The organism is Myxococcus sp. CA005, from assembly GCF_006518205.1.
Classification (GTDB): Bacteria; Myxococcota; Myxococcia; order Myxococcales; family Myxococcaceae; genus Myxococcus; species Myxococcus xanthus.
Genome location: NZ_SRLV01000035.1, coordinates 52,169 through 73,811, shown reverse-complemented (window position 1 = coordinate 73,811; position 21,643 = coordinate 52,169). Strand labels below are relative to the sequence as shown.

At 68.7% G+C, this 21,643-nt stretch carries 18 protein-coding genes and 1 other RNA gene; 13 read left to right on the top strand and 6 right to left on the bottom strand.

Features of this window, described 5'->3' with window-relative positions; translation table 11 throughout:
- Positions 1-64 precede the first annotated feature (64 nt).
- The 5 genes from FMQ63_RS17600 (at position 65) to FMQ63_RS17580 (ending at position 5,836) form a co-directional block, all read left to right on the top strand.
- The gene (locus tag FMQ63_RS17600) at positions 65-1,012 is read left to right on the top strand and encodes a branched-chain amino acid transaminase (RefSeq protein ID WP_011553043.1); all 948 of its coding nucleotides are present in this window, start codon (positions 65-67) and stop codon (positions 1,010-1,012) included.
- Positions 1,013-1,119: 107 nt separating this feature from the next.
- A complete protein-coding gene (locus tag FMQ63_RS17595; protein ID WP_011553042.1) occupies positions 1,120-2,460 on the top strand; it encodes an AAA family ATPase in 1,341 nt (446 codons plus the stop codon).
- Positions 2,461-2,576: 116 nt separating this feature from the next.
- Positions 2,577-3,419, top strand: a complete 843-nt coding sequence (locus FMQ63_RS17590) for a Fic family protein (RefSeq protein WP_026114207.1) — start codon at positions 2,577-2,579, stop codon at positions 3,417-3,419.
- A 153-nt stretch (positions 3,420-3,572) separates the two neighbouring features.
- On the top strand, positions 3,573-4,694 hold the full coding sequence (locus FMQ63_RS17585) for a bifunctional oligoribonuclease/PAP phosphatase NrnA (RefSeq protein WP_020478599.1): 1,122 nt from the start codon (positions 3,573-3,575) through the stop codon (positions 4,692-4,694).
- On the top strand, positions 4,691-5,836 hold the full coding sequence (locus FMQ63_RS17580) for a cysteine desulfurase family protein (protein WP_011553039.1): 1,146 nt from the start codon (positions 4,691-4,693) through the stop codon (positions 5,834-5,836). The genes FMQ63_RS17585 and FMQ63_RS17580 overlap by 4 nt, the downstream gene beginning before the upstream one ends.
- A 108-nt stretch (positions 5,837-5,944) precedes the next feature.
- Here the strand turns inward: FMQ63_RS17580 and FMQ63_RS38425 are convergent, their stop codons facing one another.
- From FMQ63_RS38425 to FMQ63_RS17565, 4 genes are all read right to left on the bottom strand, one after another.
- Positions 5,945-6,079, bottom strand: coding sequence for a hypothetical protein (locus tag FMQ63_RS38425; RefSeq protein ID WP_011553038.1), 135 nt, complete (start codon positions 6,077-6,079; stop codon positions 5,945-5,947).
- A gap of 20 nt (positions 6,080-6,099) precedes the next feature.
- The gene (locus tag FMQ63_RS17575; protein ID WP_225909220.1) at positions 6,100-6,270 is read right to left on the bottom strand and encodes a hypothetical protein; all 171 of its coding nucleotides are present in this window, start codon (positions 6,268-6,270) and stop codon (positions 6,100-6,102) included.
- A 106-nt stretch (positions 6,271-6,376) separates the two neighbouring features.
- Complete coding sequence (locus tag FMQ63_RS17570; RefSeq protein ID WP_011553036.1) at positions 6,377-7,375, bottom strand: serine/threonine-protein kinase; 999 nt, start codon at positions 7,373-7,375, stop codon at positions 6,377-6,379.
- Positions 7,372-8,253 carry a lipopolysaccharide assembly protein LapB gene (locus FMQ63_RS17565; protein WP_225909219.1) on the bottom strand — a complete coding sequence of 294 codons (882 nt, stop codon included), beginning with the start codon at positions 8,251-8,253 and terminating at the stop codon, positions 7,372-7,374. The genes FMQ63_RS17570 and FMQ63_RS17565 overlap by 4 nt, the downstream gene beginning before the upstream one ends.
- Before the next feature lie 249 nt (positions 8,254-8,502).
- Between FMQ63_RS17565 and ssrS the strand changes: the two genes are divergently transcribed.
- The 5 genes from ssrS to FMQ63_RS17540 all read left to right on the top strand — a co-directional run bounded on the left by ssrS (position 8,503) and on the right by FMQ63_RS17540 (position 12,642).
- Positions 8,503-8,698, top strand: a non-coding RNA gene (gene ssrS, locus FMQ63_RS17560) — 6S RNA.
- Positions 8,699-8,717: 19 nt separating this feature from the next.
- Positions 8,718-9,341 (top strand): 5-formyltetrahydrofolate cyclo-ligase, encoded by a 624-nt coding sequence (locus FMQ63_RS17555; RefSeq protein WP_002639727.1) that lies wholly within the window; start codon positions 8,718-8,720, stop codon positions 9,339-9,341.
- Entirely contained in the window at positions 9,338-10,126 is a 789-nt protein-coding gene (locus tag FMQ63_RS17550; RefSeq protein ID WP_011553033.1) for a TIGR00282 family metallophosphoesterase, read from the top strand. The genes FMQ63_RS17555 and FMQ63_RS17550 overlap by 4 nt, the downstream gene beginning before the upstream one ends.
- A gap of 56 nt (positions 10,127-10,182) precedes the next feature.
- A complete protein-coding gene (tyrS, locus tag FMQ63_RS17545; RefSeq protein WP_011553032.1) occupies positions 10,183-11,445 on the top strand; it encodes a tyrosine--tRNA ligase in 1,263 nt (420 codons plus the stop codon).
- 96 nt (positions 11,446-11,541) lie between these two features.
- On the top strand, positions 11,542-12,642 hold the full coding sequence (locus tag FMQ63_RS17540) for an EndoU domain-containing protein (RefSeq protein ID WP_026114206.1): 1,101 nt from the start codon (positions 11,542-11,544) through the stop codon (positions 12,640-12,642).
- A 38-nt stretch (positions 12,643-12,680) separates the two neighbouring features.
- On the opposite strand, the gene FMQ63_RS17535 is transcribed toward FMQ63_RS17540, so the two are convergent.
- Both FMQ63_RS17535 and FMQ63_RS17530 read right to left on the bottom strand, forming a co-directional pair.
- Positions 12,681-18,707: an alpha-2-macroglobulin gene (locus tag FMQ63_RS17535; RefSeq protein ID WP_011553030.1), complete on the bottom strand. Its 6,027-nt coding sequence runs from the start codon at positions 18,705-18,707 to the stop codon at positions 12,681-12,683.
- Positions 18,708-18,755: 48 nt separating this feature from the next.
- A complete protein-coding gene (locus FMQ63_RS17530; protein WP_011553029.1) occupies positions 18,756-19,397 on the bottom strand; it encodes an RlmE family RNA methyltransferase in 642 nt (213 codons plus the stop codon).
- A 75-nt stretch (positions 19,398-19,472) separates the two neighbouring features.
- Here FMQ63_RS17530 and FMQ63_RS17525 point away from each other — a divergent pair, with 75 nt between their 5' ends.
- The 3 genes from FMQ63_RS17525 (at position 19,473) to dctA (ending at position 21,636) form a co-directional block, all read left to right on the top strand.
- Complete coding sequence (locus tag FMQ63_RS17525; RefSeq protein WP_011553028.1) at positions 19,473-19,895, top strand: hypothetical protein; 423 nt, start codon at positions 19,473-19,475, stop codon at positions 19,893-19,895.
- A gap of 60 nt (positions 19,896-19,955) precedes the next feature.
- Positions 19,956-20,243 (top strand): hypothetical protein, encoded by a 288-nt coding sequence (locus tag FMQ63_RS17520; RefSeq protein WP_011553027.1) that lies wholly within the window; start codon positions 19,956-19,958, stop codon positions 20,241-20,243.
- Positions 20,244-20,346: 103 nt separating this feature from the next.
- Entirely contained in the window at positions 20,347-21,636 is a 1,290-nt protein-coding gene (gene dctA, locus FMQ63_RS17515; RefSeq protein WP_043612964.1) for a C4-dicarboxylate transporter DctA, read from the top strand.
- Positions 21,637-21,643 lie beyond the last annotated feature (7 nt).

Genomic DNA, 21,643 nt, shown 5'->3' with positions numbered 1-21,643 from the left:
ATAGGTTTCACTGGCTAGAAGGCCCTGGCTGTCCCCCCTCAACATCCAGGCGAAGGAACATCGAATGAGCTCGACCTCGAGTAGTGGAGTGCGCGCCGAGCAAATCTGGCTCGACGGCCGACTGATGAAATGGGACGAGGGCCACGTGCATCTGATGACGCACGCGCTTCACTACGGCCTGGGTGTCTTCGAGGGCATCCGCGCATACAAAACGCATGACGGACGGCTGGCCGTCTTCCGGCTGCGTGAGCACGTCCGCCGGCTGCTCGACTCGGCCCACATCATCATGCTGAAGATTCCGTACACCGAGGACGAGCTCTTCGACGCGTGCGTGAATCTGCTCCGCGCGCAGAAGGACCTGTTCGCCAACGGCGCGTACCTGCGGCCGGTGGCCTTCATGGGCGACGGCGCCATGGGCCTGGGCGCGGTGAACCCCACCCGCACGGCCGTGACGGCCTGGGACTGGGGCGCGTACCTGGGCGACAAGGGCATCAAGGAAGGTATCCGCGCCAAGGTCAGCTCGTACACGCGCATGCACGTCAACGTGAACATGGTGCGCGGGAAGATTACCGGCCAGTACGTCAACTCCATCCTCGCCAAGCGCGAGGCGGTGCTGGCGGGCTACGACGAGGCCATCCTCCTGGACATCAGCGGCTTCGTGGCCGAGGCCTCCGGCGAGAACATCTTCCAGGTGAACAAGAAGGGCATCATCAAGACGCCCCCGCTGTCCGGCCCCATCCTGGACGGCATCACCCGCGACACGGTGCTGCACATCCTGCGCGACAGCGGCCGCACGGTGGAGGAGGTCACCTTCACCCGCGACGCGCTCTACATCACCAACGAGATCTTCCTCTGCGGCACGGCGGCGGAGATCACCCCCGTGCGCGAGGTGGACAACCGCCAGGTGGCTGACGGCAAGCCCGGCCCCATCACCCGGTACGTGCAGGACATGTACTTCCGCATCGTGCGCGGCCAGGAGCCGCGCTACGCGGATTGGCTCACGTACATCTGAGCCACCCCGCTTCGCCCCCCTCTTCGGCATGGGAGGGGGGCGGGCAGCCAGGGAAGAGGCCACGTCCCGCGCCCGACCGCCCATCGAATGGGCTAGAACGGGGCTTGATGGCTCCTCCCGCTGGCTACGACTACGACGACAATCCGTTCAAGCTCGAGAACCCATCCATCCTCGACATCGCTCCACCGGAGCCGAAGTCGGTGGAGGACACGGGGCTCAAGATGGGCATCCTGTCCGACATCGCCCTGAAGTACCTCTATTACGCGGGCACGGGCACGGGCATGGGCATCGCGGACGAGATGCGACTGCCGTGGCCAGGTGTCATCGAGCACGTGGTGGACTTCCTCGCCACGGAGAAGCTGGTGGACCTGCGCGGCGGCAAGGGCTTTGGCCGCGCGTCCGTGGAGTTCATCCTGTCGGAGAAGGGCCGCGAGTACGCGCGCGACGCCCTCACCCGCACCACCTACGTGGGCCCCGCGCCGGTACCGATTGAGCAGTACAACGCGCTCATCACCAGCCAGACGGAGGAGACGCCCGTCGTCAGCCAGGAGGAGTTGGTGATGGCGCTCAGCCACCTCACCGTCCCCGCGGAGCTGATGGACAAGCTGGGGCCGGCGGTGAACTCCGGCCGCTCGCTGTTCCTCTACGGCTCCCCCGGCAACGGCAAGACGAGCCTGGCCGAGGCCGTCTCCCACATGTTTGGCGGCGAGGTGTTCGTCCCCCACTGCCTGGAGATTGGGAATCAGATCATCCAGGTCCACGACCGGCTCATCCACACGCCGGTGTCGCTGGAGGTCGGCCGGGATGCCTCCGGCCGCCGGCAGACCTTCGAAATGGACAACCGGTGGCTCGTGTGCCGTCGGCCCTCCGTCGTCGTGGGCGGCGAGCTGACGCTGGCGATGCTGGACCTCATCTATTCGGAGAGCACCCGCTTCTACGAGGCCCCGTTCCAGGTGAAGGCCAACGGCGGCATGCTCCTCATCGACGACTTCGGCCGCCAGAAGGTCCACCCCACGGACCTGCTCAACCGGTGGATTGTCCCCCTGGAGAAACGGGTGGACTTCCTCACCCTTCACACCGGCAAGAAGTTCGAAATCCCCTTCGACCAGCTCCTCGTCTTCTCCACCAACCTGGACCCCAAGGAACTGGTGGACGAGGCCTTCCTGCGCCGCATCAAGTACAAGATTGAGGTCGGGAACCCCGACGAAGAGGCTTACCGGGAAATCTTCAGTCGCGTCTGCGAGGCAGCGGGAATCCCGTACGTGGACCAGGCCGTCACGTACCTCATCGAGCACTACTACAAGCCGCGGAGCATGGAGCTTCGCTCGTGCCACCCTCGGGACCTGGTGAGCCTCATCCGGGACGCGGCGCGCTACCGGCAGATACCTCCAGCGCTCTCCAAGGACCTGCTCGACCAGGCGTGCGAGGTGTTCCTCGTCAATCTGTGATGATTTCGTTGTTACAACCGCGCGGAATTTCTAGAATCCACGCGCCGTTGTACCGCTCGGCCGCATGCTTCGAGTACCGCCCGCGGCGGACCCGCAGCGAGAAGGAGCCGCAGTCCGTGAAGGAACGCTACCAGGACATCGACGAGAAGAACGAAACGCTGCGTGGGTACCTCGACATCTACAAGGACAAGCCGGACGCGCGCGAGTTCTTGGACAAGATGGAGATGTCGTGGATCTACCACGACGCCGCGCTAGAGGGAGTCGTCTACACGCATCAGGAACTGATGGCCGCGCTGTTCCCTCATCGAACCAGCGCGGAAGCCTCCATGATTCCGGTGGTCCTCGAAATCCGGAACCACAAGGCCGTCTGTGACTTCATCCGTGAGGAGGCAGCGGGCGCCAAGAAGCAGGCGCAAATCACGCTGACCACCATCAAGCGGATGCACGACCTCTTCCTGGGCAACACGCCGGAGGCCCAGACGGAGCGCGCGCGCATGGAGCGCCGCGAGCGCACGGAGAAGGAGCTGGCCAAGGAACGCGACAGGTCCGGGCTGCGCAAGGACATGCCGCTGCACCGCACGTACTTCCACGACATCTCCCAGCCGGCGAAGATCCAGCCGGAGTTGGAGAAGCTCGTGGACTACACGGCCAGCGCCGAGTTCCGCGAGTTCCACCCCATCAAGCAGGCGGCCACGGTCCAGCACAAGTTCGTGCAGATTTTCCCCTTCACCGAGCACAGCGGGAAGGTGGGGCGCATGTGCAGCAACCTCATCCTGCTGCGCAACGGCTACATGCCCGCCGTCATCCATTCCATCGACCGGCAGCGCTACTACGAGTCCTTCCGAGGACCCGCGGCGGGCTTCCGGACGGTGCTGATGGACGCGATGGAGAACTCGCTCGACAACGGCATGAAGTACTTCCGGGACCTGGGGCGCAAGTTCAAGGCCCTGAACAGCTAGCCCACGTCCCGCGGCGGCCCGGCGAGGGAGCGCGCAGGCTCACGCTCCTCTCGCGCGTCGTGAAGGATGCGGGGTCCGTCGACACCATTGGTGTGTTGGCAACAGACCCCGGATCCTCGAATCCCTGGACGGGAGGAAGTAAGAAGAATACCCATGTCCGTGACACAGTCCCTCAACAGCCGCCGCGGAACCGGAAGCTCGGGAGGCGAGCTGACGGAGCCCCCGCCACCGCGGCTGGCCCATATGCCAGCCCGTGACAAGTTGGAGCGGCTCCTGCGAGTAGCCCAGGGCCACCACAAGGCGCTCATCCTCACCCACGACAATCCGGACCCGGACTCGCTGGCGGCGGCGGTGGCCCTGGCGCACCTGCTCGAGCGCAAGGCGGGCCTGAAGGCCCACATCGGCTACGGCGGCATCATCGGCCGGGCGGAGAACATCGCCTTCGTGAAGGTGCTGCGCCTGCCCGTCTCACACGTGTCGACCATCGACTTCGACGAGTACGACCTCTTCGGGCTGGTGGACACGCAGCCCAAGGTAGGCAACCACTCCCTGCCCGCGCGGCTGCAAGCGCACCTGGTGGTGGACCACCATCCGCTGCGCCAGGAGAGCCTGGAGGCCCCTTTCGCGGACGTGGGCGGCGACTTCGGAGCCACGTCCACCATGCTGGTGGAGTACCTGCGCGCGGCCCGGTTGGAGCCCTCCGCGGAGGTGGCCACCGGCCTGTTCTACGGCATCAAGGCGGACACGCGCGACCTGGGCCGGGAGACGACGCCCACGGACGTGGACAGCTACCTGTGGCTGTTCCCGCGCATGGACAAGATGCTGCTGGCGCAGATTGAGCACCCCGAGCTGCCCGCGCGCTACTTCCAGCTGTACCACACGGCCTACGAGCGGGCGAAGGTGTACGGGACGGCCATTGTCACCGACCTGGAGGAGGTCTACTCCCCGGACATGGTGGCGGAGGTGGCCGAGCGGCTGATGTTCCTCGAAGGCATGAAGTGGTCGCTGGCCTTCGGGACGTACCGCAACCAGCTCTTCCTCAGCTTGCGCGTGAAGGACCGGCGGATGAACGCGGGGCGCCTCATCCGCGAAATCTGCGAGGACTACGGCGGCTCGTCCGGCGGCCACGGCAGCATGGCCGGAGCGCGGCTGCCGCTGTCCGGGAAGCTGGCGCAGCGCAAGGCGCTCAAGCGCGAGCTGGTGGCCAAGTTCCTGGAGGCATTCGGCGTCGCCAACGAGCGGCCGGTGTCGCTGCTGTACGCGCAGGACTCGTGACGTACTGGGACTACAACGCGGCCGCGCCGATACGAGCGGAGGTCGCGACGCTGCTGTCGCGCGCCTTCGCGTCGAGCGGCTACGGCAATGCGTCCAGCGTGCACCAGGAGGGCCGCGCGGCCCGGGCCCGGTTGGACGCGGCACGGGCGCAGGTGGCCCGCGTGCTTGGCTGCGAGCCGAAGGAAGTCAGCTTCACCGGCTCCGGCAGCGAGGCGGACGCGCTGGCGCTCGTGGGCGCCTGGCACATGCGGCCCCAGCCCGAGCGGCGGCGGGTGGTGACTTCCGCGGTGGAGCACCCCGCCCTGCTGGGCGCGGTGGCGCAGTTGGAGCGGGAAGGCGCTTACGTCGTGCGGGTGGCGCCTGGTCCGGACGGGCGCGTGCGCGAAGCCGACATGCTGGAGGCCCTGACGCCAGACGCGGCCTTGTGCTCGTTGATGTGGGCCAACAACGAGACGGGCGTGCTCCAGCCCGCGCGGGAGGTGGCGCTCGCGTGCCGGCAGCGCGGCGTGCTGTTCCACACGGACGCGGTGCAGGCCGCGGGCAAGGTGCCCCTGTCCCTGCGCGAGGTGGACGCGGACCTGTTGTCCCTGTCCGCGCACAAGTTCGGCGGCCCTCCGGGCGTGGGCGTGCTGATGGTCCGCAAGAGCGTGGACGTCCGCGCGCTCACGCCGGGTCATCAAGAAGGCGGCCGTCGCGGAGGGACGCAGAACGTGCCCTACGCGGAGGCGCTGGCGCTCGCGCTCGCGTTGGCCGATGCGGAGCTGACTGAGACAACGGCGCGGCTGACCACGCTCCGCGATGCGTTCGAGCGGGAGGTGACGGCGCGACTGCCCGGCGTGCACATCAACGGCGGCGCGGCCCCGCGCGTGCCCAACACCAGCAACCTGCGCTTCGACGGCGTGGAGGGTGAGGCGCTGCTCATCGCCCTGGATCTGGAGGGCATCTGCGTGTCCTCCGGCGCCGCCTGCGCGTCCGGCACGCTGACGCCGTCGCATGTCCTGCGGGCCATGGGCCTGTCGCCCGCGCAGGCCCGAGGCAGCCTTCGCTTCAGCATGGGCCCCGGCACGACGGAAGCGGACGTGGCGCGCGTGGTGGACGCGCTCGTCCGACACGTGCCGCATGTCCGCGCGCTGGCCGGCTAGGACACGGAACGTCGGCTCAGGGGCAGCCGAAGATGGAAGGTCGCCCCGCCCACAGCACGGACTTCACCGACAACGAGCAGCGCATGGGCCACCCAGGTGAGCACCTCCTCACGGGCCAGGAAGGGCCCCCTGCGCGTGTCCGTGGGGGGCGTTCGGCTCGGGGAGGGTGGGCACGGCCACGGGCTTGGCGAGGAAGACGTCCGCCGCCTCCCTTCCCGCGGGCCGCGCGGCGCTCAGCAGCACGAAGGGAACCGATGGCGTCGCTACCAGGACTGCTCCGGAAGCGACTGCTCACGAACGTCCGCATCGGGCTGCCCATAGCCGGGCATCCCATCTTCCCGGGCTTCGTCCGCCTTGGAGGTCCGCGGACGCGCGCGCTCCTCGGGCTTGGGTGCGGACTGCTCCGGCTTCGGCTGCTTGGGCTCGTTGGCCATCTGGATTCCTCCCTCCACGCGACACCGCGCGCGGCGAAAGGAAAGGTCGTCATCGTCCTGGAAGGTGGGCAGGAACAATGGAGCGGACAACAGGGTGCCCGCTCCCCTACTCCGCGCGCGTGCCCGGCGTCGGCGGCGTCCCGCTGGGCGACGGCGCGGCGGGCACCTCGTCACTGGCACCGAAGAGACCGCGCACCACGGCGGCAATGGCCAGCGGCGTGCCCACGCGTTCGTCGTAGTGGGGCGTCAGCGCCTGGGCGAACTCCTCCGCTGTCGGGAAGCGGTCCTCGGGACGCTCCGCGAAGGCCCGGGCCACCACGGCCTCCAGCGCCTCCGGGATGTCGGGCCGCAGTTCCCGCAGGGGCCGGTACTGCCGGGCGCGGATGGCGTTGAACACGGCATCCGGCGTCGTGCCGGTGAAGGGGCGCTCCAGCGTCAGCAGCTCGTAGAGCACCACCGTGGCGGCCCACAGGTCTGCCTCCGGGTTCACCTCACCGAGCAGCGATTCGGGGGACAGGTAGTAGGGCTTGCCCAGCACTTCGCCGCCCTGGAGCTTGCCGTCCACCAGCACGCGCGACACGCCGAAGTCGCCCAGCTTGATTTCGCCCACGCGGGAGATGAAGAGGTTGGACGGCGACACGTCGCAGTGGACGATGCCCAGCCGCTCGCCCTGGGGCCCCGTGGCGGAGTGCGCGTACGCGAGCGCCTCCAACAGCACCTTGCCCAGGTACACCGCGAAGTCGAGCGGCAGTGGAATCCCGCGCACCTTGCAGCGCCGGAGGATCTGCCCCAGGTCGCGGCCGTCCACCAGCTCCATCACGATGAAGTAGATGCCCTCCAGCGCGCCGGCATCCAGCACCGTGACGATGTTGGGGTGGTGGAGCTGCTTGGACAGCTGCGCCTCGCGGGCGAACAGCGACACGGACTCCGGATCCCGCGTCAGCGCGGGCAACAGGCGCTTGAGCGCCACCGTCCAGCCCTCACGCGGTCCGGACAACACCCGGGCCCGGTACACCTCCGCCATCCCGCCCTTGCCCAGCACGGAGAGGACTTCGTAGTTGCCGAAGACCCGCGTGGTCTTCTGCGGGGAAGTCGGCTGGCTCACGGCGTGGTGTTTCCAGCCCCCGCCGACGGGCGGACGGGACCCCGCTTCCGGGTCCGCTGCTGTTGCATGAGTGTTTCGATGTCCTCGCGCAGCGCCTGCTCCGCCACCGCTTCCGCCGCGCGGCCCGCGGGCATCCAGCCCTGCTCGAAGGCCTTGCGCAGCGACTCGCGCGAGCGGTTGCGGTTGCCTTCGCGCTGATACGCGTAGGCCAGCCACAGGTGGACGTCCGCACGCCCCAACCCCCTGCCCGCCTCCAGCGTCTTCACCGCGCGGCTCACGTCATTGAGCATCAGCTGGCTGGCCCCCAGGCCCACCACCGCGGCGGCGCTGCGGGGGTCCTTCGACAGGGCCAGCTCGAAGTGGCGCTGCGCCACGCCCGCGTTGCCCGCGGCCAACTGGCGCTGCCCCTCCTCCAAGGGTGACACCTCGCCCTGCCGGCCCAGTCCCGCGGCCACCTGCGCCGCGGACGAGTTCGCGCCGTCCGCCGTGGCCGAGGCGGCCACCGCCGCGGTCGCTGAAGCCGCGCGCCCCGGCGCCACCGCTTCCGCGTCCCGGGACAACGGCCGCAGGAGCAGGAGGGAGTCGTTCTTCAACACCGGCGAGCGGCAACCGTCCTTCAGCCGGAACAGGGCCGTCATCACCCCATCGTCCGGGTTGAACACGACCAGCGCGGGCTGATTCACCCGCGGCTCACAGTGGGGCCCCAATTGACAGAGCAACACCTGGCCCACCAGGACGTTGTCCTGGAACTCGCCAGAGAGCACCTCCGTATCGGGTTCGAATCCGCAGGGTCCGCCAGTCGCGACCCCCACCAGCTGGTCTCCCTGCATGCGCAGGGACACCACGCCATAGGAGTCCCCTTGATAGGAGCTCGACACCGTGGGCGGTCCCGCCCACGCGAGGCCGGAGGCAACGGAAAGAACCGTCGCAAGACCCTTGTTCAATAGCGAGGGCGGCATATGTGGGTGGATTCGGGCTCTTTCCATCATAGAGGTCCCGCGCCTGCCTTGTAAACGCGCGAGGATGCCTTGACCCCGCCGCCCCCCGTCCTTATCATTTCCAAAGACTCTGGCGGGAATTCCCAATAGATTCGAGGATTTGGAAGCACTGTAGCTTTGTTCAAGGGCTGTCCCCTGCGGGGCGCGTGATGCTCGGCAGAAATTCGAACCGATACGTCCATTCCGGGGTCCGTTTCGGTCTCCATGTGCAAGCCCTCCCTCCTCACGGGGGATGAGGGAAGCCTGCGGAGGCATGATTTCGGTCCCCACCTGGCTTTTGAGGGTTCAATGGACGCCGGGCACACGGCCATGCTGCGGGGGGCTTTTTCTTGGGAGCGGCGTCGGTGAGCGAGACGGTGGTGGAAGAGGCGGCGGCGAGGAAGCAGACCCTGCGAGAGGAGCTCACGGCGCGCCGGAAGGCGATGACGCCGGACCTCATCGATACGCGGGGTCTCAAGGTTCAGTCTCGGTTTCTGGCGGCGCCCTACTATCAGAAGGCGCGCACGGTGGCGTTGTACGCCCCCATTCGGGGGGAAGTGCCAACCCGGGATATCCTGATTGCGGCGTTGCAAGACGGCAAGATTGTCTGCTACCCGCTCTCACATGTTCACGGGCGGATTCTTTCGTTCCGTGCCATCAAGTCGGAAAGCGAGCTGGAACCGGGACGTTTGGGGGTGCGTGAGCCCACCAACTCCGCGGACCTCATCGCGGTGGACCAGATTGACCTCTTCGTGGTGCCGGGCCTGGGCTTCACCCGGGAAGGCAAGCGGCTGGGGCGCGGGGGCGGTTACTACGACGCCACCCTCCGCGCGGCCAGTCAGCGCAGTCGTCGGGTGGGCCTGGCCTTCAATGACCAGGTCGTCCCCGTGCTGCCCACGACCGGGGATGACGTCGACATGGACCTGGTCGTAACGGAGTCTGAGTCCCTGCGCGGCCTGTACCGCGACTGGGACTTCCTCGATACGTGAAAGTCCTCTTCATGGGGGACGTGGTGGGCCGCCCGGGTCTTCAGGCGGTCCGCACGCTCCTTCCGAGGGTCCGCGCGCAGCACGGCGTGGACGTGGTGGTCGCCAACGCGGAGAACAGCGACCAAGGCTCGGGCATCACTTCAGAGACGGCCCACTACCTGCTCGACAGCGGCGTCCAGCTGCTGACGAGCGGTAATCATTTCTACTCCAAGAAGGCCATCCTCCCCTGGGTGAAGGAGCATCCGGACCTGCTCTTGCGTCCGGCCAACTACCCCAAGGGCACGCCGGGCAAGGGCCACAGCGTGGTGAAGCTGCCGGATGGGCGCGCGCTGGGCGTCATCAACCTGGAGGGGCGCGTCTTCATGCGCACCGAGGCCAGCCCCTTCGAGGTGGTGGAAGGGCTGGTGGAGGAGCTGCGCCAGCAGACGCCCTGCATCCTGGTGGACATGCACTGCGAGGCGTCCAGTGAGAAGAACGCCATGGGCGTCCACCTGGATGGGCGGGTGTCCGTGGTGGTGGGGACGCACACACACGTGCAGACGGCGGATGAGCGCATCCTCCCCGGTGGCACGGCCTTCATCACCGATGTCGGCATGTGCGGGCCGCTGGACTCCGTCATCGGCATGAAGAAGGAGTCCTCGCTGACGCGCTTCCTGGGCAAGCCGGCGCCGTATGAGGTGGCGGAGCGGCTCGTCTACCTGCAAGGCGTGGTGGTGGACATCGACGACGCCACCGGACAGGGCCGGAGCATCCACCGCGTGCGTGAGCACCTGCCAGGCACCTGAAACCCGGTGGAGGAAGTGCGTCCACGGCTGGCGCACTTCGGGTAGCTTGCGGCGCCATGAATCCGGACGCGCTGCGCAAGGCGACCCCCGAGGAGCAGTTCGAAGAAGTGACCCGTGGCACGGTGGACCTCCACGTGCCCGAGGACCTGAAGAAGAAGCTTCAGTACTCGTATGACACGGGCAAGCCGCTGGTCATCAAGGCGGGCTTCGACCCGAGCCGGCCGGACCTGCACCTGGGCCACTCGCTGCTGCTCACGCGCATGCGGCGCTTCCAGGAGTTCGGCCACACGGTGGTGTTCCTCATCGGTGACTTCACGGGGTTGATTGGCGACCCGACGGGCCGCAACGCCACGCGCCCGGCGCTCACGCGCGACGAGGTGAAGGCCAACGCGGAGACCTACAAGAAGCAGGTCTTCAAGGTGTTGGACGAGTCCAAGACGCAGGTGCGCTTCAACTCCAGCTGGCTGGACTCACTGGGGACGGAAGGGATGATCCGCCTGGCCTCGCGCTACTCCGTGCAGCGCATGCTGGAGCGCGACGACTTCAAGAAGCGCTTCCGCGGCGAAGTCTCCATCTCCATCCACGAGTTCCTCTACCCGCTCCTGCAGGGCTACGACTCGGTGGTGCTCAAGGCGGACGTGGAGCTGGGCGCGACGGACCAGCTCTTCAACCTGCTGGTGGGCCGCCAGTTGATGAAGGAAGAGGGCATGGCGCCCCAGGTCATCATGACGGGCCCCATCCTGGAGGGCCTCAACGCGAAGGCGGTTGACGGAAAGATTGTCGGCGACAAGATGTCCAAGAGCCTGGACAACTACGTGGGCATCGACGAGCCGGCGGACACCATCTTCGGCAAGTTGATGAGCATCACCGACGACCTGATGTGGCGGTACTACGAGCTGCTCTCCGCGAAGACGCGGGCGGAGCTGGCGGAAATGCGCGCCCAGGTGGAGTCCGGCGCGCTGCACCCCAAGGCGGTGAAGGTCGGCTTCGCGCAGGAGATGACGGCGCGCTTCCAGGGCGAGGAGGCCGGGAAGAAGGCCGCCGAGGACTTCGAGAAGCGCTTCGCGAAGAAGGAGCTGTCCACGGACGAGCTGCCCCTGGTGGAGGTGTCCCTGGGCGGCGCGGAGAAGCTGCCGGTGACGAAGCTGCTGCCGGAGTCGAAGCTGGTCGCGTCCGCCACCGAGGCGCGCAAGCTGATGGCGCAGGGCGGCGTGCGCGTCAACGGCGAGAAGGTGCAGGACGTCAAGGCGGAGCTGGGCGCCGGCGAGTACACAGTGCAGGTGGGCAAGCTGAAGGCAGCCCGCGTGAAGCTCGGTTGAATCTCCGGCCGGTGACGGCCGTCGCAGGCGCAGGACATGCCCCCCTGCCCCTCCTCTGAGGGGCACGGCGGGGACTGCTGTAGACTCCCGTGCGCCATGCGTCTTTCCCTCCCCTGTCTCGCCCTGTTGCTGGGTGCCTCGCTGCCCGCCCTCGCGGGCCGCGGCGTCTTCGTGTCTGACGTCACGGTGGACGCCCTCGAGCAGCCCGAGTCCCGCAAGGTCGTCTTCACGGTGGAGGCCGGGAGGCCCTACCCCCTGCTGAAGAAGGGCGGCCCCAACCGCGCCTGGTGCAAGCTGAGCGGCGCGTCCGCCGAAGGCTGGGTGTTGTGTGAAGGCTCGCCGGAGTCCACCGCGCCCGCCCCTCCGAGCGCGGCGGCCCTGGTGGCCGCGGACCGGGCCCACTCGGCGCGACAGGTGACGATGCGGGGCCCCGCGGGCCGCGTGGCCGCGCGTGACGCTGACAACGACGGTGACGAGGAGCTGGCCGGCTCCGCGAGCTGGAAGCCGGCCACCGGCTGCTCGACGACGTGTGACAGCGCGCCCCTGTTCGCGAAGCCGCCGCCCTTGTCCGCCATGGACCGCGAGGTGTTGGACTTGTGCCCCGCGCGCCCCGACGTCAGCGTGAGTGAAGGCGACGTGCGGCGCTTCCTCTCGCGCCACTACGACGACCCGCGCCTCCAGCGGGCCCTGTCCGTGGCGGGCCGGCCCGGCGCGCGGCAGGCCAACATCGACTGGCTCACCGGCCTCTGGGTCAGCACCGGGCCTCGCAACGCCTTCACGCACGTCTTCTGCGGCGACGACTGGCAGCGAGGCCCCATTGGCGGCCTGCACTTCCTGCCGCGTTATGCCCAGCTCGAGGCGGAGGGCCGCCTCTGCTACCAGGGCCCGGTGCGCGGTGCCGCGGCCTTGAAGGGTGACGCCTACCTCATCCGCTTCAAGGGCGTGGCGCCCTGGTCCTGCGGTGAGAAGCGCGTCGGCGGCTTCTCACGTGGGCCGGACGCGGTGGGCCTGATGTCCATTGGCACGCGCGCCTTCGCCCGGTGCTGCGCGCGCGGCGGGGCCAAGAAGGAAGGCGGCGTGTACTCGGCGCCGGACCTGGGCGGGACGAACTGGCGCATCTGGTGCGGCACGCGCAATGGCACCTACGGCATCGCCACCCTGCATCCCACGGACGACAAGGCCACCTGCGGGGAATGAGCCCGGGCTGAAGGGCCCACTCCCCGTGGTGGACCGCGCTACTTCGCCGCGCCCACCGTGAGCACCGCCCCGGCCGAGTACGCGGTGAACTCCGGCGCGTACATGGACTGCACCGTGGCGGGGCCCACCTTGAACTGGCCGGCCATGTTGGCGCGCAGCCGGTACTTGAAGGTGTACTCACCCGCGGGCAGCTGCTCGAAGAAGAAGTTGGTGCCGGAGTCCCGCGTCTCCTCGTACCAGACGATGCCCAAGTCCCAGCGGTGGCGGGACTGCACGTTCTCCGGCTCCAAGCCCGCGGCGCGCGGATCTCTCAGGTGCACGTACTCCGCCGCGTGCTTCGCACGCAGGGAGAGCTGCACCTCCACTTCGTCTCCGGGGAGCACCACGGCGCCCTCGGCCAGCGGCACGAGCCTGGCGTCCTTCCCCTGTCGCTCACGCAGGAAGTAGCGCCGCGACACCTGGAAGAAGTCCCCACGGTCGCTGTCCGGCAGCTTCTCCGTGGAGAAGTGCCACGTCGCGGATGCGAAGGCGAAGCCCGGCGTCGTCTTCTCCACCACCACCGAGCTCATCGTCGCCGGGTTCAACTCCGGCCCGGGCACGACGACCTGGTTCTTCTTGCCCGTGTACTCGTCCGGGGCGAAGGACATGCGCACCACGCGCGGGCCCACCGTCACCTGGGCGTCCTCGCGCACGCCCAGCGCGCCTTCCGCCTGGAGGTACTTCACCAGCGCGTACACCGACTCCGCCGTGGCGCGAGTGGACTTCCAGTGGTTGAGCTTCTTGTTCAGCAGCAGCCACTGGACCAGGCCCTCGCGGCGCGCGTCCTTCGGATTGAGCTCCGTCAGCGTGCGCAGCGCGAAGGCGTGCGTCTCCGTGGTGTCGTTGTACCAGAGCCAGCTGCGGTCCTCCTGCGCCCAGTAGGTGCCCAGCTCGGGACTCGTCTTCGCCGAGTCCATGACGCTCTCCCAGACGCGGTTGGCGTCCGCGCCGCGCCCCGCGCGCTTCAGCGTCAGCGCCAGGTAGCCCTTGAGGTAGGGCGAGTGCTTCTTCCAGTGCTTGTAGCTGAACGCGAGCATCCACGCCCGCTCCGCCTCGGTGAGGGCATCACCGGTGTAGCTCGCGTTCGGATACGCGGAGGCCGTGTAGTTGAGGAACGTGAGGAACTCCCAGCCTCGCTCCTCCTTCATCAGCTTCGTCGCGTACTCCTCGCGGAAGTGCCGCGCCAGGTAGCCCCAGGCGCCCCGGGTGATTTCCGGCGGGACTTCCACGCCGAACTCCATCGCGCGGGAGAGGCCATGCACGATGTAGAGCGTCATGTACGGCGACGGAGGCCCCCCCGCCCACCAGGGGAAGCCGCCGCTGGACGTCTGCGCCTTGCGGAGCTTCGCCAGCGCGGACGTGCGCTCGGCGGCGGCGACCTTCGGGTCCAACACCTTCACCAGACCGGCCTCCGGCCCGGCGCCGCCCTTCGCCATCTCCAGCCAGGGCGTCTCCTCCAGCGCCATCTTCCGGTTGGGGTCCACCGCGTCCCACGTCTCCAACTGGGTGGGGCGCTCGCTCAGTTGTTTGGCCATCCGCGCCACCGACGGGTACTGCCCGTACAGGCTGGACAGGATGCCCGTCGACACGAAGCGGTTGAGCGTCTGCTCCGTGCACTCGTAGGGGTAGTCCACCAGGTACGGCAGCGCCTGGAGCGCCGAATAGAACAACTGCGTGTCCACCGTGACGACCAGTTGCTCGTTCACCCGCGTCGGGTCCCCGCCCGCGCGCAGGTCCTCGAACTGCATCGTCTTGGAGTCCTTGCCCTTCAGCGTCACGAAGCGCGACTGCGCCAGGTGCATCCGGCCCGGCAACACCGGCAGCGGGCGCAGCTCACCATCACTGTGGTTCTCCGAGCGCGCCACCACCCGGAAGGCAACGGGCCCCACCCGCGTGGGCGTGGTGAGCGGGAAGCGCAGGCGCGTCCCCTTCCCTGCTTCCACGCGGAAGGACTGCGACGCCTTCTGGACGCCGAAGTCCGACAGCACGCTCTTCTGCAGCTCCAGGTCCTGGATGTCCAACGTGAGCGTGCCCTGCATCGGGCGCGACGCCGCGTTGTTCACCATCACCTCCAACACCGCGCGGTCGCCCTCGCGTAGGAAGCGCGGCACGTAGGGGCGCACCATCAGCTCCTTCACGCTCCGGGAGGTGCGCTGCAGCGAGCCGCCCTTCAAGTCACGCGTGATGGCGTGCACCCAGACGCTCCACGCCGTCACCGAGTCCGGCACGGTGAACTCCAGCGTCGCCGAGCCATCCGCCCCGGTGAGCACCTGGGGCGCCCAGAACGCGGTCTCCGCGAAGTTGGAGCGCAGCGGCTGCGGCGCATCCGGAGTCGCTCCCCCGCTGCCAAAGCGCTCTTCCTTGTCCGCCTGCATCTTCGCCTCAGCCCGGGCAGGCGCCTCGGCGAGCGGCGGGGGCGGCGGGGCGCCCGGCGCCGGTGCCATGGTGGCCCTTGGCACGGCGCCCTCCCGCATGCCGCCCATCCCACCACGAACCATCTGTCGCATCCGCCGCCGGCCTGGGCCGCCCACCTCGAAGCCCTCCCCGAAGAGCAAGGCGTCAGGCGCAGGCGGTGACCAGCCCGGCACCTCGCCATATCGCGCGTTCACCACCCACCGGGTGTCACCCATGCTCGCCGACGACTGCATGTCCACGGAGGCGTGCCGCTGGGGATACAGCGACGCCACGCTGGGCGGCGTCTGCTTCGCGAACAGGTCCAGTGACTGGTCATACATGTACGAGAGCAGCTCGGCCGTGCCCGCCTCCACCTTCGCGCCCTTCGGCCCCTTCACCGTCACGCGCCAGGTCTCCTTCGCGCCCGGTCGCAGCGTGTCGCGGAAGGTGGCGAACTCCAGCTGCAGCTCCTTGTCGTCCCAGGGAACGAAGATGGACTTCGAGAAGAACAGGAACTGGTAGTCACGCACCGTGGACAGCGCCACGGTGAAGCCGCCGCGCAGCTCCGCCGTCACCGGCACCTCCACGACTCCGGAAGACTGGCCCGCGGTGAGCTTGCGCCGGGAGATGAGCCGCTCGCCCTGATAGATGTCGAGCAGCAGCGGCTGGCCCTTGAACCCCGAGACGGCCATCAACCGCGCCACCTCCCCCACCCGCGCCGTCTCCCGCTCGGCCACCAGCATCGCGGGCACCGCGAGGGGCGTCGTCTTCCCGGCCACCACCAGCTCGCGCCCCACGGTGTACGTCTGACCGAAGGCGTCCGTCGTCTCGTAGTGGAGCCGGTACGCGCCCGCCTTGAGCGACGGCAGCTTCAGCACGGCCAGGCCCTCGGCGTCGTGCTGCACCGAGCCGGTCGCCTGCTGGGCCCCATCCGTCCAGCCGCGAATGGTGGACTCCGGCGAATACGCGCCGAACCACCGAGGACGCAGGTTGTCTCCAGGCGTGGGCGTGAACACCGCCTCGGGGTCCTTGTACTCCGGCAGGCCCTGGGGCTCGTCCGCGGGCAGCAAGGGCTGCGCGGGCTGATTCAGCGCCACCAGCCGCCACTTGCCCGGCCCCGGCTGCGGCGCGCCATCCAGCGTGGAGCGCGTCAGCCGGACCTCGGCCACGGCGCCCTCGCGGAGGAACCCCGTGTCCAGGTCCACGCGCGCCTCCACGGCGACGAAGCCCAGCCGGAAGGCCCTGCTGGCCGAGCGCGTCTCACCGCCTTCGTCCGTCGCGTCCGCCTCGATGCGGTAGTTCCACGTCAGCCCCGGAGTGGCCGCGGACCGCTCATCCGCCTCGGGGGTGAAACCGATGGTGAAGCCTCCGTCCGCGCCCAGCGGCGACGTGCCCGTCGCCACCACCTCCCGCTGCGAGGACCCGGACGGCGGGCCCCACCACCACCAGGGCAGCACCGGCTCGCGGAACGCACGCCACCGCACGGAGCCGGACGTCACCGGCATGCCGAAGTAGTAGCGGGCCTCGCCCTGGAATGTCGCGGGCCGGTTGAGGCGCAGCTGCGCCTTCGCGTCCTTCAGCGTCACCTCGAAGGTGGGCCGCTTGTACTCCTCCACGCGAATCGCCGCGCGGCCCCCCGCGCTCACGATTACGGACCACGCCCCCAGCATCCGGCCGGTGGGAATCGTGAACTCGCCCGCGGCGGAGCCGAAGTCGTTGGTGCGGACCTCCCGGGACTCCACCACCTGGTGGTTCGGGTCGAACAGCGTCACCTGGAGCGGGCGGTCCGCCAGCGTCTGATAGCGCGCCTGCTCGCCCCGGCCGCTGAAGGCCACCGCCTTCCACAGCACCTTCTGCTGGGGGCGGTACACCGCGCGATCGGTGAAGACGAGCGCCGATTGGACGTCCCCGGGCTGATGGCGCTTGTAGAACGGCACCTGGCCCGGGTGCAGCAGCGCGTTCCGTCCGACGCCGGCCACCAGGACGTAGCTGCGGTAGCCATCGCCCGGGACCGAGTCGAAGGTGGCCGCGCCGTCCGCGTCCGAGAGGATGCGCGCCACCTCCTTGAAGCCCTGCCTGTAGTCGACGCGGATGAGGCGCAGGGGCACCTTCGACACGGGCTCGCCGGTGTCGCCGTCCACCAACCGCACCTCCAGCAGGTCCCCGTTCGAGGGCCGCGCGACGATGACCCAGGGCGTCACCGTCAGGTACACCGCGACGATGCGGTTGTTCGTCGCGCGGAAGTCCTCGTGGGCGGAGGCCATGATGACGTACGTCCCCCGGGCCGTGAGCGGCGGCGTGACGAAGGTGCGGTGCTCCCGGAAGTCCTCCGTCTTCGGCAGCGGCACGCTCCAGGTGGCCACCGGACGCTGGCCCTTCACCAGGGCCTTCAACGGCGCACTGTCCGGCATGAGGTTGTAGTCATCCACCTGGGCCAGCCGCTTCTCCAGGTCCACGGAGTACGCACGGAAGTGCAGCATGGACACGTTGCGGTGGGTGACCTCGACGGAGCGGCGGCCCGGCCCGTCCGACGCCAGCGAGCCCATGCTGAACTCGGGCGCCTCGATGGCGGCCATGAGCACGCGGCAGCGCTGCGCCCCCGTGGACTGGGGGTAGGTGGCCGCGCACGCCTTCGCCAGCGAGTGGGCACGCACGGCGTGGTCCGCCACTCGCTCCATCTCCACGAGCTGGGCCTGCCCCATGGTCGACCACGGCACGTCGCGGAACGCGGGCAGCAAGGCGGCCAGGTGTTGCCGGATGCGGGTCCGGTCGGCCGTGTCCGTGAAGTGCTGGTGCAGCACCGTGTAGCGCTGCAGCCGGGCCTCCAACGCCGACTCGCGCCGTCCCGCGGACTGGTGCCACCCCTCCAGGTCCCCGAGCACCGCTGCCACCTTCACCAGCGGATGGACGCCGGGGTCGGTCAGCACCACCTTGGGCGTCCCCTCCAGGAGCGCGCCCAGGTCCAGCCGGAACACCTCATTGGCCTGCTCGGGCCGCCAGTGCGAGCTGTCCGCCAGCAGCGACACGCGCAGGTACGACACGGCATCCCGCAGCGTGGAGCGCAGCCCCTGCGGATAGGTGTTGGGCTTCACGTACTCGGACAGCGCCTTCAGGGGCTCACCGCCAAGTTGCTGCCGCTGCTTCCACACTTCCTCATAGGCCCGCTGGGCCTCGGTCAGAATCTCCTCGTAGGTCCACGCCTTGAGGTCCACCGGACCGGAGGACGCCACGGACTCGCGCTGGCGCACCTCCCAGCCGTAGGCCTGCGCATAGGCGACGAGCGCGTTCGCGTAGAAGAGGTTCAGCGTCGCGCGAGGCAACGTGCCCTTGGGCCAGGGCTGCTCGCGCAGGAAGCGCACCGCCGTCTCGTAGCCATGCAAGTCGGTGCGCAGTTGCACCGTGCGCACCAGCGCGCGCGTCCACTCGGCCTCGTCGCCCTTGGACTTCGCCTGCGCCAGCCGGGCCTCGGCGCCCTGGGCGGCGGCCTCCAGCTTCTGCTCTTCGACCATCCCTTCGATGGCCTTCCACGAAGGCGGCGCCTTGCCCTGCCCCAGCACGGGCGAGGTCAGCAGCAGCAGGGCGAACAGCCAGAAGCGAACAAAGGGTGCGCGGGTCCAGGGGGTCCGATGCATGTCGGCACTCTAGACACAGCTGGACACCCGAACGTTCCACAATGAACGTCAGTTCGCCTCCGGGGCCTCTGGCGCACGGCGGCGAAGACCCACCAGGTAGACCTCCATGCTGGCGCCGCGGGTGGCTTCCGGCCGGACCACCTTCACCTCTTCGAAGAGGGCGCGGATCTGGTTGCGGAAGTCCTCGAAGTCCCGGCCCATGAAGACCTTGGCCACGAAGGACGACCCGGGCCGCCCCCGCGCCGCGGCCAACTCCAGCGCCTTGCCCGCCAGCCGCAGGCTGCGCGCCTCGTCGGTGGCCTTGATGCCGCTCGTCTTGGGGGCCATGTCGGAGATGACGGCGTCGAAGGGGCCGGCATGGAGCTCGGTCAGCTTCGCGTCGAAGTCATCCGCGAGCACGTCCAGCACCGCCGTCTGCACGAAGGGCTGGCTGAAGGGACGGATGGCGACGATGTCCACGCCGATGACGCGGCCCTTCGGCCCCACGGCGTCCGCCAATATCTGGAGGAAACCTCCTGGCGCCGCCCCCAGGTCGAGCACGACGTGCCCCTTCTTCACCATGGGGAAGCGCTTGATGAGTTCATCAACCTTGAAGGCCGAACGTGCCCGCAGGCCCTCTTGCTTGGCCTTCTGGAAATAGTGGTCTTTAGGACGGTAGGGCTTGCCCATGTCAGGGGGGCTCCCTAGCATCCGCTACTGTCTTCGGGAAGCCGGAGCAGTCGCGGGTGTCACTCCCCGTGCAACGGCCAGTCCGGAGGACGTAGGATGGGCACGACCCGGAGCGTGATGACGGCGCTGTGCATCTCCCTGCTGTCGGCTGGGGGCGCCGCCTACTGCTACACCCGCGCGGACGCCCTCCAGGTGCAGGGCCAGTGGCTGATGGAGCGCGGCACCGCCCAGGCGGAGGACTACGCGGCCCGGTTCGACGGCGCCGCGGCGGATGCCCAACTGAAGACGTTCGCGGAGCGCCGGGCCATCCTGGAGAAGGCACACGGATGGCAGCGCGGGATGCTGCTGGGCGTGCTGATCGCCGCGTTGGCCACCGTCTCCGCGTACCTCCTGTTCCTCCTCAAGCGGCTGAACGACCAGTTGCTCGATGCCACCGGCAGCGGGGCACACGAAGGCACCGACCGGGAGTCCGCCTCCCCGGAGCCCGTCCAGGCGTTGATGCCCAGTCCGCAGCGCTGAGCGCTCGCCGCCGGGCGCGGCCCGCTGGCACAATGGCGTCCCCGTTTCATGGAGGAGGCCATGCCCGGCTGCGCGCACTGTGGACACCGACTGGACATCATCGCGAACCAGGTGGGCCGGCGTGACGAGTGCCCCCACTGCGGCGAGGACATCCGTTCGTGCCGCAACTGCCGTCACTTCGACCTGGGCGTGGCGAAGGAGTGCAAGGAGCCCTTCGCCGAGGTGCCCAAGGACAAGGACGGCGCCAACTTCTGTGAGCTGTTCCAGATTGGCGAAGGCGGCATCCATGAGAAGGAGAGCCGGGACGCCCTGCTGAACGCCGCGGAGTCGCTGTTCCGCAAGAAGTGACGCAGCCCGCCACCCGAAGCCCCCGAGGTCCGCCGGCGCCTGGCGCCAACGAAGCGCCGAACCGGGGCGCTATAGTCCGCTGCCTCCCGAGAGAGGGGTGCGGATGCGGTGGTTGAAGAATCTGTACGTCCAGGTGCTGCTGGCCATCGCGGTGGGCGTCATCCTCGGATGGCTGCGGCCGGACCTGGGGGAGTCCATGAAGCCGCTGGGCGACGGCTTCATCAAACTGGTGAAGATGATCATCGCACCGGTCATCTTCCTCACCATCGTCGCGGGCATCGCGAAGATGGGCGACCTCAAGCACGTGGGCCGCATCGGCCTCAAGGCGCTCATCTACTTCGAAGTCCTGACGACGCTGGCGCTCGTCGTGGGCATGGTGGTGGTGAACACCCTGAAGCCCGGCGCGGGGATGAACATCGACCCGGCGCAGATCGACACCTCCGGCATCACCCAGTACCGCGCGTCCGCGTCGCAGCAGGGCACCATCCCCTTCCTCCTGGACATCATCCCGCATGACTTCCTGTCGGCCTTCACCGAGGGGAAGTTGCTCCAGGTGCTGCTCGTCGCCGTGCTGACGGGCGTGGCGCTCACCCGCCTGGGGCCCATGGGACAGCGCGTGCTCGACTTGTCGGATGACCTGGCGCAGGTCTTCTTCGGCATCGTCGGGATGATCATGAAGCTGGCGCCGCTGGGCGCCTTCGGCGCCATGGCCTTCACCGTGGGTAAGTTCGGTGTCGAATCGCTCAGCTCCCTGGGCCGGCTGCTCATCGCCGTCTACGTCACCTGCGCCCTCTTCGTGTTCCTGGTGCTGGGGCTGGTGGCGCGGCTGTCCGGCTTCTCGCTGTGGAAGCTGCTGCGCTATATGCGCAGCGAGCTGTTGCTCGTGCTGGGGACGTCGTCATCGGAGTCCGCGCTGCCCCGGCTGCTCAAGCGGCTGGAGACGCTGGGCTGCGACCGGGGCGCCGTCGGGCTGGTGCTGCCCACCGGGTACTCCTTCAACCTGGACGGGACGTGCATCTACCTGACGATGGCGGCCATCTTCATCGCCCAGGCGGTGAACGTGGACCTTTCGCTGGGCGAGGAGCTCACCTTGCTGGGCGTGCTGCTGCTGACGTCGAAGGGCGCGGCGGGCGTGACGGGTTCGGGCTTCATCACGCTGATGGCCACGCTGGCGGCGCTCAACGGCAAGGTGCCCGTGGAAGGCGTGGCCCTGCTGCTGGGCGTGGACCGCTTCATGTCCGAGGCCCGGGCCATCACCAACGTCATCGGCAACACGGTGGCGACGCTGGTGGTGTCCAAGTGGGAGGGCGTGCGTGACGACACCGTCATGCACGCCGAGCTCGACAGCGGGCCCAAGCCCCTGGAAGGGATGAGCCTGGGCCACGGCGCCTGAGTGCGCG

Coding starts and splice junctions, on each gene's coding strand:
- FMQ63_RS17520 (WP_011553027.1), top strand. CDS start 19,956: ATGCCCGGCTGCGCGCACTGTGGACACCGACTGGACATCATCGCGAAC.
- FMQ63_RS17595 (WP_011553042.1), top strand. CDS start 1,120: ATGGCTCCTCCCGCTGGCTACGACTACGACGACAATCCGTTCAAGCTC.
- FMQ63_RS17535 (WP_011553030.1), bottom strand. CDS start 18,707: ATGCATCGGACCCCCTGGACCCGCGCACCCTTTGTTCGCTTCTGGCTG.
- FMQ63_RS17530 (WP_011553029.1), bottom strand. CDS start 19,397: ATGCTAGGGAGCCCCCCTGACATGGGCAAGCCCTACCGTCCTAAAGAC.
- FMQ63_RS17575 (WP_225909220.1), bottom strand. CDS start 6,270: ATGGCCAACGAGCCCAAGCAGCCGAAGCCGGAGCAGTCCGCACCCAAG.
- FMQ63_RS17600 (WP_011553043.1), top strand. CDS start 65: ATGAGCTCGACCTCGAGTAGTGGAGTGCGCGCCGAGCAAATCTGGCTC.
- dctA (WP_043612964.1), top strand. CDS start 20,347: ATGCGGTGGTTGAAGAATCTGTACGTCCAGGTGCTGCTGGCCATCGCG.
- FMQ63_RS17585 (WP_020478599.1), top strand. CDS start 3,573: ATGTCCGTGACACAGTCCCTCAACAGCCGCCGCGGAACCGGAAGCTCG.
- FMQ63_RS17525 (WP_011553028.1), top strand. CDS start 19,473: ATGGGCACGACCCGGAGCGTGATGACGGCGCTGTGCATCTCCCTGCTG.
- tyrS (WP_011553032.1), top strand. CDS start 10,183: ATGAATCCGGACGCGCTGCGCAAGGCGACCCCCGAGGAGCAGTTCGAA.
- FMQ63_RS17540 (WP_026114206.1), top strand. CDS start 11,542: ATGCGTCTTTCCCTCCCCTGTCTCGCCCTGTTGCTGGGTGCCTCGCTG.